Origin of the sequence: Lysobacter auxotrophicus (genome assembly GCF_027924565.1) — a bacterium.
GTDB classification, from domain to species: Bacteria; Pseudomonadota; Gammaproteobacteria; order Xanthomonadales; family Xanthomonadaceae; genus Lysobacter_J; species Lysobacter_J auxotrophicus.
Map to the genome: position 1 here is coordinate 3,260,208 of NZ_AP027041.1, position 13,977 is coordinate 3,274,184.

Here is a 13,977-nt window from a genome sequence, read left to right on the forward strand (position 1 = left end):
ACGTTGTCAGCGCTCGACCGGGCCATTCCCGCGGCGCATGACGCAGCCGCTCCCGGTCGCCGCATCGCGGAGATCAGCGTGCCGGATTCGCGCCAGATCGACTTCATCGCACCAACGCGCCAGCCACGCCTGACGTGGGGCGAGGCGCGTGCTCCCGCGGCATCCACGAACAACTAGTCGTCGGCCCCGGATCGGGTCCGGCTTGTGTGTGGCGGTCAATCTCGTATCGGAGGGAAGCTCGTGAGAGATGCAAACAGGAATGCCGCAAGACCGGTCGCGTTCGCGCTTTCGACGTTGCTCGCACTGGCGGCGATGCCCGCGGTGCATGCACAGACGGTGTCGTGCGCCGCGATCCCCGCGTGGACCGCGTCCACCATCTACAACCCCGGCGACAAGCTGGTCTACCAGAACCGCCTGTACCAGGCGAACATCCAGATCTGGAACGCACCGCCGACGCACTGTCCTAGCTGCGGCTGGTACACGGACCTCGGCGCATGCGGCACCGTCGGCACCAACCAGCCGCCAAGCGTGACGCTCACCTCGCCCGCCAACGGCGCCACCTACAACGCCGGCAGCAACATCGCCGTCACCGCCAATGCGAGCGACAGCGACGGCAGCGTCGCGAGCGTCGAGTTCTTCCGCGGCACGGTATCGCTCGGCGTCGACACCAGCGCGCCGTATGCGGTGACGTGGAGCAACGCCACGGCCGGCAGCCACAGCTTCACCGCGAAGGCCACCGACAACCAGGGCGCGACGAAGACCTCGCCGGCGGCGAGCATCACCGTCTCCACGGTCAATCCGCCGGTGGACACCACGCCGCCGAGCGTGCCGACCGGATTGTCGGCGACGGCGCTGTCGTCCAGCAGCATCGCGCTGAGCTGGAACGCCTCTACCGACAATGCCGGCGGCGCGGGCGTCGCGGGCTACGACGTGTATCGCGGCGGCACGCTCATCGCCTCGCCCACGACGACCAGCTACACCAACTCCGGCCTCGCCGCGAACACGACGTACAGCTACACCGTGCGTGCGCGCGATGCGGCCAATCCGTCCAATGCATCGGCGCAGAGCGCATCGGTCAGCGCGAAGACGCTCACCACCGGCGGCGGCGGCAACAAGCGGATCATCGGCTACTTCGCGCAGTGGGGCATCTACGCCCGCAACTACCGCGTGAAGAACATCGACACCAGCGGTTCCGCGTCGAAGATCACGCACATCAACTACGCCTTCGGCAACGTGCGCAACAACCGCTGCCAGGTCGGCGTGACGATCCCGACGAACGAGGCGACCGGTGAAGGCGGCGATGCATTCGCCGATTACACCAAGGCCTTCCAGGCCGGCGAAAGCGTGAGCGGCGCGGCCGACACCTGGGACCAGCCGCTGCGCGGCAACTGGAACCAGCTCAAGCAGCTCAAGGCGAAGTACCCGAACCTGAAGGTGCTGATCTCGCTCGGCGGCTGGACCTGGTCGCGCGGGTTCGCCAGCGCGGCGCGCCCGGAAAACCGCGTGGCGTTCGTGTCCTCGTGCATCGATGCGTACATCCGCGGCAACCTGCCCGTCACCGACGGCGCGGGCGGTGCGGGTGCGGCCGCGGGCGTGTTCGACGGCATCGACCTGGACTGGGAATACCCGTCCGCGTGTGGCCTCACCTGCGGCACGCCGGAGGAAAGCGCCAACTTCACCGCGCTGCTTGCCGAGTTCCGCCGCCAGCTCGATGCGGTGCGACCGGGCCTGCTGCTGACCATCGCCGCCGGCGCGGGCGTGGACAAGGTGCGCGTCACCGATCCGGCCGCGTACAGCCAGTACCTGGATTACATCAACGTGATGACGTACGACTTCCACGGCACGTGGGATGCGCGCACGAACCATCACTCGGCGCTGTTCGATTCGCCGAACGATCCGTCCACCGGCGACCAGAAGCTCTACAACAGCAACGATGCGATGGAGGCCTTCCTCACGCGCGGCGTGCCGGCCTCGAAGCTCAACCTCGGCATCGGCTTCTACGGCCGCGGCTGGACGGGCGTGCCCAACGTCAACAACGGCCTGTACCAGACCGGCTCCGCGGCGCCCGGCACGTATGAAGCCGGCAACGAGGACTACAAAGTCCTGAAGGATCGCCCCGGCACCGTCTACACCGACGCCACCGCGCGCGCGACGTGGAAGTACGACGGCAACACGTTCTGGAGCTACGACACCCCGGCGATGGTCACCGAGAAGATGGGCTACGTGAAGGCGCAGAACCTTGGCGGCGCGTTCTTCTGGGAATTCAGCGGCGACGATTCGGCCGGCACGCTGGTCAACACGATCAACAACGGACTGAAGTGATGCGCTGACATCCACTGGTCCGACTTTCGAACTCTCCAGACCCGTTCCCCGGGTTTGCCCTCGGCGCCGATCCCATGGTCGGCGCCTTTTTTATGCGGCGGTTTCGTGGTTGCTCTAGGCCGGAACCGCGCGGGATCAGCGCATCGCGTCGAGCATGTAGCCTTCGCCGTGGATCGCATCCAGCGGCAGGTGCACGCCGCAGCCGTCGGCGACCTTGCGTCGCAGCCGGTAGACGAGCGAATCCAGGCGATGCGAATCGAAGTCCCCGTCGGTAAACGCATCGGCCAACGCCTCGCGCGTGACCAGTTGGCCGGGCGTGAGCAGGAGGCGTTCAAGCACGACGCGTTCGGTGCGCGTGAGGGGCACCACGCTGCCGTCGGGACACCGCAGCGACCAGCCGTCGCCCGCGAGCCGCCAGCGTGCCTGCGAATCCATGTCGGGCGAGATCGGGCGATCCATCGGGCGGCCCATGGCGTGAACCTTCGTCGGATGCTAGCCAGCGCGATGCGCCGCCACATAGGCCAAACGTTGGTGAACCGCGTTCACCCCACCGCGGCGCCGCCAATCGGCCGCCAGCGCCTCATGGCCGTCGCATCGCGTGCGGTAAGGTCGGCCATCCCCTTCGATGGAGCCTGTTCATGCGCTTTGTGCTGCTCGCCTGCGCGTTGTCGCTGGTCCTCCCGCCGTCCGCCGTCGCGGCCGACGCACCGGTGCGCAATGCGTCGTACGGAATGGAACTGGAAGGCTTCGAGTACCCCTTCCCCGTGAAGCACCACGCGTTCACCTCGCAGGGCGAGGCGTTGCGGATGGCGTACCTGGACGTCGCGCCGGCCGCGCCTAACGGCCGCACCGTCGTGCTGCTGCACGGCAAGAATTTCTGTGCGGCGACGTGGGAATCCGCCATCCGCGCGCTCACCGGCGCCGGCTATCGCGTCATCGCGCCGGACCAGGTCGGCTTCTGCAAATCGAGCAAGCCCGCGCACTACCAGTACAGCTTCCAGCAGCTGGCGGCGAATACGAAGGCGCTGCTGGATTCGCTCGGCATCGAGCGGGCGAGCATCGTCGGCCACTCGATGGGCGGCATGCTCGCCGCGCGCTACGCGCTGATGTATCCGCAGCAGACGCAGCAGCTGATGCTGGTGAACCCGATCGGCCTGGAGGACTGGAAAGCGCTCGGCGTGCCGTGGGCAAGCGTGGACGCGAACCTCGCCGGCGAGCTGAAAACCAGCTTCGACTCGATCAAGCGCTACCAGCAGCAGGTGTACTACAGCGGCCAGTGGAAGCCGGAATACGATCGATGGGTCGGCATGCTCGCCGGTCTGTACGCGGGCCCCGGCAAGCAGCGCGTCGCGTGGAATCAGGCGCTGACGACGGACATGGTGTTCACGCAACCGGTCGTGCACGAATTCCCGCAGATCCGCGTACGGACCACGCTGTTCATCGGCCAGCGCGACCGCACCGCGATCGGTCGCGACCGCGCATCGCCGGAACTTCGCGAAACGCTCGGCGATTACCCGGCGCTCGGGAAGCGCGCGGCGAAGGCGATTCCGGGTGCGACGCTGGTGGAGTTCGACGACCTGGGCCATTCGCCGCAGGTCGAAGCGCCGGCGCGGTTCGAGAAGGCGTTGCTGGAGGCGTTGGCGACGGGGCGGTGACCCACCCGGTGCGCTTGGCCCCTCTCCCACCGGGAGAGGGGTTGGGGTGAGCGGCGGGGCACGCGACCGCGCCGGCATTCGCGAGCTTGCGCCGTTGCCTTTGTAGCCCGGGTAAGCGAAGCGCACCCGGGAGCGCGGTCGCCTCCCCCACCCGGGTGCGCTTCGCTTACCCGGGCTACAAGAGCACGCCGTCATCGCGGCGAAGCTCCGCGATGACGTGCAACTCTAGCGGCTGCGCAAAAACCGCAACACATCGTCCAGCAGCCCCGCCGCCGTCACGTCCGCACCCGCACCCGGCCCCTGGATCACCAGCGGCTGCGTCGCGTAACGATCGGACCAGATCGCCACGCGGTTGTCCGTGCCGGCGCCGCCGGCGAGCGGATGATCGGACGGCAGCGATTCGAGCCCGACGCTGGCCCGCCCGTCCTGCAATCGCGCGATGAAGCGCAGCTTCTCGCCGCGCTTGTACGCGGACTGGAAGCGCTCGCGCAGCGGCGCATCGAGCGCGGGCAGCGCGGCGTCCAGGGCGTCCTTCGACAGGATCGCCAGTTCCGGCGGCACCAGCGATGCGACGTCGACGTCGCTCGCTTCCAGCTCCACGCCCGCCGTGCGCGCGAGGATCAGCAGCTTGCGGCGCACGTCCTCACCGGAGAGGTCGTCGCGCGGGTCCGGCTCGGTGTAGCCGGCGTCGCGCGCCTGCCGCACGAGCGTGGAGAACGGCCGCATGCCGTCGTACTGGTTGAACAGCCACGCGAGCGAGCCCGACAGCACGCCGGCAATGGCATGGATGCGGTCGCCGCCCTCGCGCAGTTCGCGCAGCGAGCGCAGCAGCGGAAGCCCTGCGCCGACCGTCGAACTGTCGCCGTACCGCGCATCGCCGGCGAGCGACGCGGCGCGGATCGCGCGCCACCGCGACAACGACGTGCCCTGCCCGATCTTGCACGCGGTGGCGACGTGGATGCCCTGCGCCAGCCAGTGCGCATGGCGTTCGGCGACGGCTTCGCTCGCGGTCGCATCGATCACCACGCGCGCGCCATCGCCACGCAGCGCGCTGTCGACCGCATCGAGCGAACTGCCCTGCGGCGTCAACGCGAGGCGGCGTAGTGCATCGGCGGCCGCGAGTCCCGCACGGTCGCCCGCGCAGGCACGCGAGTTGGCGACATGCACCAGCGTCACGCGATCGCCCAGCGGCGAGCCGCGCCAGGACGCGAGTCGTGCCAGCACCGCGCCGCCCACCGTGCCGGTGCCCAGCAGCGCTACGCGCGCCGGCGCGGGTTGCGCGGCGCAAGCGTGCGCGACTTCGACCGCCGCCACGCTCATCGTTTGATGCGCTCGGCGATCGCGACGGCCTGCTCCGCGCGTTCCAGCGCGGCGGCGATGTCGGCGACCAGGTCGTCGACATGCTCGATGCCGACCGACAGGCGCAGCAGGCCTTCGCCGATGCCCGCGGCCTCGCGCGCTTCGGCCGACATCGCCGCATGCGTCATCGTCGCCGGGTGCGCGACCAGGCTTTCCACGCCGCCGAGCGATTCGGCGAGCGTGAAGCACTGCAGGCCGTCGAGGAACGCGCGCACCGCTTCGACGCCGCCGTCGAGTTCGACGCTCAGCATCGCGCCGAAACCCGACTGCTGGCGCGCGGCGATCGCGTGGCCCGGATGCGATTCCAGGCCGGGGTAATGCACGGCGAGCACGGCCGGATGCGCGTCGAGCAGCGACACCAGCGCCTGCGTGTTCTCCTGGTGCGCGCGCAGTCGCGCGTCCAGCGTGCGCAGGCCGCGCAGTGTCAAAAAGGCGTCGAACGGCGAGCCCGTCAATCCGAGCGCGTTCGCCCACCACACCAGCTGCTGGTGCTGTTCCGCGTCGCGGGCGACGACCGCGCCGCCGACGACGTCGCTATGGCCGTTGATGTACTTGGTCGTGGAATGCACGACGTAATCGGCGCCGAACGCGATCGGCTGCTGCAGCGCCGGCGACAGGAACGTGTTGTCGACCACCGTCATCGCGCCCTTCGCTTGCGCTGCCTCGATCACGAAGCGCAGATCGGTGATGCGCAGCAGCGGGTTCGATGGCGTTTCGATCCACACCACGGTCGGATCGCTCGCCAGAGCGTCGGTGAGCGCGCGCGGATCGGTGAGGTCGGCGGTGATCAGCTCGAACGCGCCCTTTTTGGCCAGCGCGTTGAACAGGCGCCAGCTGCCGCCGTAGCCGTCGTGCGGCACGACCAGCCGATCGCCCGGCTTGAGCAGCGCGTGCAGCAGCAGCGTGATCGCGCCCATGCCGGTGGCGGTGACGACGCCGCCGGCGCCGCCTTCCAGTTCGGCCAGCGCCTCGCCGAGCAGGTCGCGCGTCGGGTTGCCGCTGCGCGTGTAGTCGTACTGCCGCTTCTCGTTGAAGCCGGCGAAGCTGAAGTTGGACGACAGCACCAGCGGCGGCGTGACGGCGCCGAAGGCGGTATCGCGGTCGATGCCGGCGCGGACGGCGGCGGTACAGCGGTTGCGCGTGCTCATGCGGCCACCTCCAGGACGTCGTCGAACGCTTCGCCAAGCACCTGCGCGATCGCGCGCTCCTCCTTGAGGAAGGCGTCGTGCCCGTACAGCGAGCGCACCACGCGCAGGCGCGTTTCGCCGCGCAGCCGCTCGACGAGGTCGTAGGCATCGGACACCGGTACGAGGCGATCCTCGAGCACGGCGACGACGGTCACCGGCAGGCGGATCGACGTGGGATCCACGTCCTGCAGGTCGATGGATTCGGACAGGCGCAGGTACGCCGTCGGCGACGTGCGCTGCACGTAGCTGGCGCCGCAATGATCGAGGTAGTCCTCCGCCCCGACGCGCACGCGGCCTTCGCTCACCTGCGCCGGCGCGAAGCGCGCGGCGAATTCCTCCGGCGTGCGGTAGCTCAGGATGGCGAGCTGGCGGGCGAGCGCGAGCCCATGCGTCTCGTCGCACTGCAGCGCACCCAGCGCGACCGCGCGACGCTGCAGCGCGCGCCACGCGCTGGCATACGGATGCGCGCGGTGCACGCCGCTGATCGCCACCAGCTGTTCGACGCGCGCTTCGTGCCGTGAGGCGAACTGCAGGCCGACCATCGCGCCGTACGAGCAGCCGACGAACGCCTGCAGACGCCCGATGTGCAGCACGTCGAGCAGCGCGGCGATCGCGTCGGCCTGGTCGGCCGGATCCAGCGGCGCGTCCAGCGTGCCGTCGGCGCCGACCCAGTCGAACGCGACCAGGCAGCGTTCGCGCGGATCCAGCGCCTTGCCCGCGCCGATCTGCTGCTCCCACCAGCCGTGCTCCGGGAACGTCGCGCTGGCGGCGAGGTGACGATGCGCCGAGATGCCGCCCGCGACGAACACCGCTGGCAGCGTGCGGTCGCCGAGGATCTCGTAGCGCAACGCGATGCGTCGCTTGCCGGCGTGGCGCAGGTCGAGTTCGACCGTGCATTCGCCGCGCTGCGCGTGCAGGGCGTTGGCGAACACGGCGGCGTGCGCGACGTGATCGAACGCGTCGATGCGTTCGGCTGGCGCGGCGTCGGAAGCGAGGGCGGAGACGGGGGCGAAGCTCATGGCGGCATCCTTGAAGACGAAGGGCCACCGAGCCTGCGAGTCGCAGCGCGCACCCGCTCGGGCGCGCATCGCAACCATCTTCCGACCGGCGCCTGACGCGCCCCGTCGCAGGAATTGGCACCTTCGCCCGCGCTTGCGCGCTGGGTTGGGTTGCCCCGGCTTCAAAGGGCCTGTCCCTCAGCCGGTCTCGATGGATGGCCGCAGTCTGCCCCCGGCCCGGAGCGGTGTCAATCGCTTCATCCGCATATAGCGATTTATTATGTCGGTCACGTCTCCGGCTCCCTGAGCAAAGGCGGCCCGAATACACTTCGGCTCCATGACCCCACGCCTTTCCGCCCCTGCCGCCATCGCGCTTGCGCTGGCGGCCCTGGCTTCCGCCTGCACCACCACCCGGCCCGCCGCACCCGTGGCCGCGCCAACACCGGTCGTCGCACCCGACGTGCGCACCGTGCCCGAACGCTACGTTTCCGGCGAAAGCGCGCAGGACGAACTGGACTCGCTCGCCACCTGGACCACCGAGGAAGGCGCGACGTGGCTGATCGCCACCGCGAAGTCGACGCACCGGCTGGTCGTGTTCGATGCCGACACCGGCCGACGGCTGCGCGATGTCGGCGGGGAAGGCACGGCGCTGGGCCAGTTCGACCGCCCCAACGGCGTGGCGGTGTACGGCGATTACGTGTTCGTCGTCGAACGCGACAACCGCCGCGTGCAGGTGCTGTCGCTGCCGGACTTCGCGCCGGTCGGCGCGTTCGGCACGAAGGAACTGCGCAGCCCGTATGGCCTGTGGCTCACCGAGACCGAACCGGGCGAGCTGGAAATCTACGTCACCGACAGCTTCATGTACGGCAAGAAGTTCGACGAAGTGCCGCCGCTGGCCGAACTGGACCAGCGCGTGCGCCGCTACCGCGTGCAGTTCGATCAGGCCGGACGGCTGCGCGCCTCGTATGCCGGTTCGTTCGGCGACACGTCGCCCGACGCCGCGCTGCGCATGGTGGAATCCATCGCGGGCGATCCGGGCAACGACCGCCTGCTGATCGCCGACGAAGACCGTCGCCACGAATCCACGCTGCGCGAGTACAGCTTCAGCGGTAAATACACCGGACGCAGCCTGCCGCAGGACAGCTTCGGCGCCGAAGCCGAAGGTGTCGCGCTGTGGAGTTGCACCGACGGCAGCGGTTATTGGATCGCCGTCGACCAGCTCGCGCCGCTGACGATCTTCCATCTGTTCGATCGCGCCACGCTCGAGCCGCGCGGCAGTTTCGAAGGCGAAACCACCGCGCACACCGACGGCGTCGCGCTGCATGCGGCGTCCACGCTGGCGTTCCCGAACGGCGCACTGTTCGCGGTGCACGACGACAAGTCGGTGTCGGCCTTCGACCTGGCCGAAGTCGCGCGCGTATTGCATCTCTCGCCCGACTGCGCGCAGTGACGCGATGAAGCGCGCGCCCCGCCACGTCGTGTGGATCCTCGGCGGCCTCGCGCTGCTGACGGCGTTCGGCGCGGGCGCGGCGAAGATCTACCGCTGGACCGACCGCAGCGGCATCACCCACTACGGCGACCACGTGCCGGACACCGCGCCTTCGCAGATGAGGGATTCGCTGAAGGTCATCCCGGTGGAAGGCGAACCCAGCGCGATCGCGCGGCTGCGCATCGAGAACGACGGCGACCGCTTCCTCGCCTTCGCCGACAACCGCTTGTCCGGCCCGGTGCAGGTGCAGCTGGATTTCAGTCGCAGCGACAACGTGATCGGCAATCCCGTACTGCCCGCGCGCGCGACCATCGCGCCGGGGAGCAGCGCGCTGGTGGCGGTGCTCAGCTCGGCCGACCCGGATCGCGGCTTCGATTTCGAACTGCAGATGGACAGCCTGCCGGGCGATCCGTCGGCGCGACCGCGCGACGTGGAGTACCTGTTGCCGCTGCAGCAGGCGCAGTTCCGCATCGACCAGGGTTACGGCGGGCATTTCAGCCATCGCGACGAACAGAACCGCTACGCGGTGGACTTCGCCGCCGACATCGGCACGCCGGTGCTCGCCGCGCGCGATGGCGTGGTGATGCAGGTGGAGTCGGACTTCGACAAGGCCGGGCTCAACCTGGAGCGTTACGGCGGCCGCGCGAACTTCGTGCGCATCCTGCACGAGGACGGCACGATGACGCTGTACGCGCACCTGAAGTCCGAAGGCGCGCTGGTGCGCGTGGGCCAGCGCGTGCGCGCCGGGCAGCAGATCGGCCTGTCGGGCAACACCGGCTTCACCACCGGCCCGCACCTGCACTTCGCCGTGCAGGTCAATCGCGGGATGAAGCTGGAGTCGATCCCGTTCCGCATGACCGGGCCGCAGGGGCCGTTGCGGATTGCGGGCAATTAGCGGCGCCCGACGAAGCTGGCGTCTTCAACGGTGGATGTGCTTCAGTTCGCGAGCGTCATTCCATCTTTCGAACGCCGCGTGAGAAGGGCGCGCCACCGACGCGCCCTTCTGCAACATCAGGCAGAACGACCGCTTACGCCGCCTGCGCCGCCGACGGCTCCACCAGATCGCGCCATTGCGGCAAGCGATCCAGGACGTTGACGCTGCGCAGGTAACCTTCGTCGACCGGTGCGCCGGCCACGAGCGATGCGGCGACGTGCACGGCGCCGGCGACCCAGAAGCCGCTGGCCTTCAGGCGGCCGGGGCGGTGCTGGAAGGCGACGCCTTCGACGATCGGCATCGGCAGGCCCCACAGGCCCAGCAGGTACGCGCCGGCTTCGGCGTAGTGCGGGCCGGTCGACCCTTCCGACCCGTCGGACACGCCCGGCAGCAGCTTGCCGACTTCCGCCAGCAGGCCCGCGGTCGCGGCGAGTTCGGCGCTCGGGCCGGCGAGCAGGCGACGCGCCAGGCGCGAGGTACGCAGCGCGCGGTCCTGGATCGCCTCGCGCTCCTTCCCGGCCAGCTGCGTCGGGCCGAAGGCCTCGCTCGCCAGCACCAGGCGCAGCAGCTGCTGGTGGCCCAGCCGCGTGACCGCGGCGCGGATGTCGGTGATCTCGCGACCGCCGGAGAAGTACGCCGAGTTACACAGGCGCAGCACCTTGGCGACGATCGCCGGGTCCTGCGACAGCATCTGCGCGATGGCGGCGTTGCTCGCGTCGGGATCGCGCAGCAGGCGCGAGAGTTCCAGGTACAGGCGCGGCGGCGGCGGCAGCGAGCCGACGCGACCGACAGCCTGCTTCAGCTCCTCGCTGCCCAGCACGTTGCGCAGCTCGGCGACGCTGTCCACGGCCTCGATCAGCTCGCCCGCGTCGAGCGGTCGCGAGAGCAGGCGGTGGGCGCAATCCAGGCCCTGCATGCTCGCGCTGTCCTCGCCCTGGTCCAGCAGCAGGATGCGCACCGCCTGCGGGTACAGCGCGGAGACTTGGCTCAGCAGGATCGGCCCGGGCACGGCGCCCAGGCGCAGGCCGCAGATGAATACATCGACAGGTTCGCCCAGCGACAGCGCGGCGTCGGGCTCGGCGAGCCATTGCACATCCCAGCCGAGGTCGAAATAGCTCAGCGACTCCTCGAACTCGCCGGCGCGGCCGGCGTCCTCACCCACGATCACGATGCGCACTGCAACCCCCGGAATTACGGAATGCGAATATCCATGACGGGTAGCGGCGCGGAAAGGCCGGGCTTTAGGAACTGCTGAACGGGGAAGTTCTGAACTGGGAGGTAGCTCACATTTCCCACCCGCTCCTCCGACGGGGCGCCAGAATCGGCAAATTCCGGGTGCGCCCGAGCCGTCCGGCCCCGCGCGACCGCCTCCGGCGGCCTCCGGGCGCCCCACGCGTATAATTCCCGCCTTTCCCGCCTATCGAACCGCGGACCGCCGTCCGGCCCGTCCGCGCCCGCCAGTCATGTCCGACGTTTCCCTCGAAGCCGCCCGCCGCCGCACGTTCGCGATCATCTCGCACCCCGACGCCGGCAAGACCACGCTCACCGAAAAGCTGCTGCTGTTCGGCGGTGCGATCCAGATGGCCGGCTCGGTCAAGGGCCGCAAGGCCGCGCGCCACGCGACGTCCGACTGGATGGCGCTGGAGAAGGAGCGCGGCATCTCGGTGACCAGCTCGGTGATGCAGTTCCCCTACGAGGACCGCATCGTCAACCTGCTCGACACCCCCGGCCACGCGGATTTCGGCGAGGACACCTACCGCGTGCTCACCGCGGTGGACTCGGCGCTGATGGTCATCGACGTCGCCAAGGGCGTCGAGGAACGCACGATCAAGCTGATGGAGGTGTGCCGCCTGCGCGACACGCCGATCATGACCTTCATCAACAAGCTCGACCGCGAGGGCAAGAACCCGATCGAGCTGCTGGACGAAGTGGAAAGCGTGCTGAAGATCCAGTGCGCGCCGATCACCTGGCCCATCGGCATGGGCCAGCGCCTGAAGGGCGTGGTGCACCTGGTCACCGGCGAGGTGCACCTGTACGAACAGGGCCGCAACTTCACCCGCCAGGATTCGACGATCTTCGCGTCCATCGACGATCCGGCGCTGGAAGAACGCATCGGCACGCAGATGCTGCAGGAGCTGCGCGACGAACTCGAACTCGTCGAGGGCGCCTCGCATCCGTTCGACGTGGCGAAGTACCTTGCCGGCGAGCAGACGCCGGTGTTCTTCGGTTCGGCCGTGAACAACTTCGGCGTGCAGCTGCTGCTGGATTTCTTCGTCGAACACGCGCCCTCGCCCAAGCCGCGCGCCACGACCTCGCGCGAAGTCGCGGCGTACGAGCCCAAGCTCAGCGGGTTCGTCTTCAAGATCCAGGCGAACATGGACCCGCAGCATCGCGACCGCGTGGCGTTCATGCGCGTGTGCTCGGGCAAGTTCACCGCCGGCATGAAGGCCTTCCACGTGCGCAGCGGCAAGGAAGTGAAGCTCGCCAACGCGCTGACCTTCATGGCGAGCGATCGCGAGATCGCCGAAAGCGCGTGGCCGGGCGACGTCATCGGCATCCACAACCACGGCACGATCTCCATCGGCGACACCTTCACCGAAGGCGAATCGCTGAGCTTCACCGGCATTCCGAACTTCGCGCCGGAATTGTTCCGCCGTGCGCGCCTGCGCGATCCGCTCAAGCTCAAGCAGCTGCAGAAGGGCCTGGCGCAGCTGTCGGAAGAAGGCGCCACGCAGTTCTTCCGCCCGCTGATGAGCAACGACCTGATCCTCGGCGCGGTCGGCGTGCTGCAGTTCGACGTCGTCGCGTACCGGCTGAAGGACGAGTACGGCGTGGACGCGAGCTTCGAGCAGGTGGGCGTCGCCACGGCGCGCTGGATCCGCTGCGACAACGAGAAGAAGCTCGAGGAGTTCCGCGACAGGAACGCGATGAACCTCGCGCTCGACGCGGCCGGCCAGCTGGTTTACCTGGCGCCAACGCGCGTGAACCTGCAGCTCGCGCAGGAGCGCGCGCCGGACGTGACCTTCCTCGCCACGCGCGAACACGCGCACGCGGCGGCGTTCGACTGAGGGACGCCGCGTGGACGACAGCACACTGATGCCGGTACTGCTGGTCGCGTGGCTGGCGCTCAATGCTGTCACGGTGCTGGTGTACGGCTACGACAAGGCGATCGCCGGCGGCACGCGCCGCCGCGTGCCCGAACGCGTGCTGCTGGCGCTCGCACTGCTCGGCGGCTCGCCGGGCGCGTTGCTGTCGATGGGGCTGTTCCGGCACAAGACGGCGAAGGCGTCGTTTCGACGTGCGATGATGCTGATCGTCGTCGGGCAGTTGGCGTTGTTGGGGATCGTGTACTTCCAGCGGTAGCGATTCGCCAGGCAATAGCAAGCGTTTGTAGCGCTACAAGCGTCTACTTCCGCGCCGGCAACTTCCCCACCCACGCCGGCACCGGCTGGTCGGCGTCGAAATACTCGAAGATCAGGTGAATGCGGTCGGTGTCGCCGTTGTTCTCCACGGCGTGCACGGCCATGTTGCTCACCTCGACGGCCTCGCCTTCCACGAAGTGGTAACCGACGCCGTCGATGAAGAACACGACGCGCTCGTTGGTCAGCAACGGCACGTGGATCTTGTGCGGCCATTTCGCCGCCGGGTTCGCGTCGCGATGCGGCTTGATCACGCCGCCGGGCGCCATGCGCGCCAGCATCACGCGCGGGAACTCCGCGTTCGCGTAACCATACGGCGCGACGGCCTGCGCGAGCACCGGTTCGAGCAGTTCGCGCCATGACGCCCACAGCGGACGTTCGTAATGCCTCCGCCAGTCCTGGAAGTCGCTGACGAAGCGGAACACGATGTGCCGCGTGCGGTCGAGCGCTTCGAAGCGGTTGGGCTTGTCCGCGTTCTCCGCGTCCCACGTCGCGTCCGGAATCGCCAGCACCGCCTCGCGTAGCCGGGCGATATCGACATGACCGAGGCGACGCACGGAGGTCGTCTTGCGCGGGTTGGGCTGGATGTCGGCAGGCGAGAAAACGGTGGCCAT

At 68.9% G+C, this 13,977-nt stretch carries 12 protein-coding genes and 1 riboswitch; of the genes, 6 read left to right on the top strand and 6 right to left on the bottom strand.

Annotation, left to right across the window (positions count from 1 at the left end; translation table 11 throughout):
- The first annotated feature begins 312 nt into the window (after window positions 1–312).
- On the top strand, window positions 313–2,322 hold the full coding sequence (locus LA521A_RS18950; protein ID WP_425494604.1) for a glycosyl hydrolase family 18 protein: 2,010 nt from the start codon (window positions 313–315) through the stop codon (window positions 2,320–2,322).
- A 135-nt stretch (window positions 2,323–2,457) separates the two neighbouring features.
- Here the strand turns inward: LA521A_RS18950 and LA521A_RS14865 are convergent, their stop codons facing one another.
- Window positions 2,458–2,793, bottom strand: coding sequence for a helix-turn-helix domain-containing protein (locus LA521A_RS14865; RefSeq protein ID WP_281779640.1), 336 nt, complete (start codon window positions 2,791–2,793; stop codon window positions 2,458–2,460).
- A gap of 167 nt (window positions 2,794–2,960) precedes the next feature.
- On the opposite strand from LA521A_RS14865, the gene LA521A_RS14870 reads away from it, so the two are divergent.
- On the top strand, window positions 2,961–3,977 hold the full coding sequence (locus tag LA521A_RS14870) for an alpha/beta fold hydrolase (RefSeq protein ID WP_281779641.1): 1,017 nt from the start codon (window positions 2,961–2,963) through the stop codon (window positions 3,975–3,977).
- Window positions 3,978–4,202: 225 nt separating this feature from the next.
- Here the strand turns inward: LA521A_RS14870 and LA521A_RS14875 are convergent, their stop codons facing one another.
- From LA521A_RS14875 to metX, 3 genes are read right to left on the bottom strand one after another with little or no spacing between them, the layout of a single operon-like run.
- The gene (locus LA521A_RS14875) at window positions 4,203–5,297 is read right to left on the bottom strand and encodes a homoserine dehydrogenase family protein (protein ID WP_281779642.1); all 1,095 of its coding nucleotides are present in this window, start codon (window positions 5,295–5,297) and stop codon (window positions 4,203–4,205) included.
- The gene (locus LA521A_RS14880) at window positions 5,294–6,484 is read right to left on the bottom strand and encodes an O-succinylhomoserine (thiol)-lyase (protein WP_281779643.1); all 1,191 of its coding nucleotides are present in this window, start codon (window positions 6,482–6,484) and stop codon (window positions 5,294–5,296) included. Before LA521A_RS14880 ends, LA521A_RS14875 begins: the two co-directional genes overlap by 4 nt.
- Window positions 6,481–7,542, bottom strand: coding sequence for a homoserine O-succinyltransferase MetX (metX, locus tag LA521A_RS14885; RefSeq protein WP_281779644.1), 1,062 nt, complete (start codon window positions 7,540–7,542; stop codon window positions 6,481–6,483). Before metX ends, LA521A_RS14880 begins: the two co-directional genes overlap by 4 nt.
- A gap of 71 nt (window positions 7,543–7,613) precedes the next feature.
- A riboswitch (SAM riboswitch) is annotated at window positions 7,614–7,739 on the bottom strand.
- Window positions 7,740–7,858: 119 nt separating this feature from the next.
- On the opposite strand from metX, the gene LA521A_RS14890 reads away from it, so the two are divergent.
- Window positions 7,859–8,971 carry an NHL repeat-containing protein gene (locus tag LA521A_RS14890; protein WP_281779645.1) on the top strand — a complete coding sequence of 371 codons (1,113 nt, stop codon included), beginning with the start codon at window positions 7,859–7,861 and terminating at the stop codon, window positions 8,969–8,971.
- 4 nt (window positions 8,972–8,975) lie between these two features.
- Complete coding sequence (locus tag LA521A_RS14895; RefSeq protein WP_281779646.1) at window positions 8,976–9,905, top strand: M23 family metallopeptidase; 930 nt, start codon at window positions 8,976–8,978, stop codon at window positions 9,903–9,905.
- Between the two features lie 133 nt (window positions 9,906–10,038).
- On the opposite strand, the gene LA521A_RS14900 is transcribed toward LA521A_RS14895, so the two are convergent.
- Window positions 10,039–11,121 (bottom strand): HDOD domain-containing protein, encoded by a 1,083-nt coding sequence (locus LA521A_RS14900; RefSeq protein ID WP_281779647.1) that lies wholly within the window; start codon window positions 11,119–11,121, stop codon window positions 10,039–10,041.
- A 286-nt stretch (window positions 11,122–11,407) separates the two neighbouring features.
- Between LA521A_RS14900 and LA521A_RS14905 the strand changes: the two genes are divergently transcribed.
- Entirely contained in the window at window positions 11,408–13,012 is a 1,605-nt protein-coding gene (locus LA521A_RS14905) for a peptide chain release factor 3 (RefSeq protein ID WP_281779648.1), read from the top strand.
- Between the two features lie 10 nt (window positions 13,013–13,022).
- A complete protein-coding gene (locus LA521A_RS14910) occupies window positions 13,023–13,307 on the top strand; it encodes a DUF1294 domain-containing protein (RefSeq protein WP_281779649.1) in 285 nt (94 codons plus the stop codon).
- Window positions 13,308–13,350: 43 nt separating this feature from the next.
- Here the strand turns inward: LA521A_RS14910 and LA521A_RS14915 are convergent, their stop codons facing one another.
- The gene (locus tag LA521A_RS14915; RefSeq protein WP_281779650.1) at window positions 13,351–13,977 is read right to left on the bottom strand and encodes an aspartyl/asparaginyl beta-hydroxylase domain-containing protein; all 627 of its coding nucleotides are present in this window, start codon (window positions 13,975–13,977) and stop codon (window positions 13,351–13,353) included.

Excerpts from the sequence above, each read along its gene's own strand:
- LA521A_RS18950 (WP_425494604.1), top strand. The coding sequence starts at position 313 with ATGCCCGCGGTGCATGCACAGACGGTGTCGTGCGCCGCGATCCCCGCG.
- LA521A_RS14865 (WP_281779640.1), bottom strand. The coding sequence starts at position 2,793 with ATGGGCCGCCCGATGGATCGCCCGATCTCGCCCGACATGGATTCGCAG.
- LA521A_RS14870 (WP_281779641.1), top strand. The coding sequence starts at position 2,961 with ATGCGCTTTGTGCTGCTCGCCTGCGCGTTGTCGCTGGTCCTCCCGCCG.
- LA521A_RS14875 (WP_281779642.1), bottom strand. The coding sequence starts at position 5,297 with ATGAGCGTGGCGGCGGTCGAAGTCGCGCACGCTTGCGCCGCGCAACCC.
- LA521A_RS14880 (WP_281779643.1), bottom strand. The coding sequence starts at position 6,484 with ATGAGCACGCGCAACCGCTGTACCGCCGCCGTCCGCGCCGGCATCGAC.
- metX (WP_281779644.1), bottom strand. The coding sequence starts at position 7,542 with ATGAGCTTCGCCCCCGTCTCCGCCCTCGCTTCCGACGCCGCGCCAGCC.
- LA521A_RS14890 (WP_281779645.1), top strand. The coding sequence starts at position 7,859 with ATGACCCCACGCCTTTCCGCCCCTGCCGCCATCGCGCTTGCGCTGGCG.
- LA521A_RS14895 (WP_281779646.1), top strand. The coding sequence starts at position 8,976 with ATGAAGCGCGCGCCCCGCCACGTCGTGTGGATCCTCGGCGGCCTCGCG.
- LA521A_RS14905 (WP_281779648.1), top strand. The coding sequence starts at position 11,408 with ATGTCCGACGTTTCCCTCGAAGCCGCCCGCCGCCGCACGTTCGCGATC.
- LA521A_RS14915 (WP_281779650.1), bottom strand. The coding sequence starts at position 13,977 with ATGGCCACCGTTTTCTCGCCTGCCGACATCCAGCCCAACCCGCGCAAG.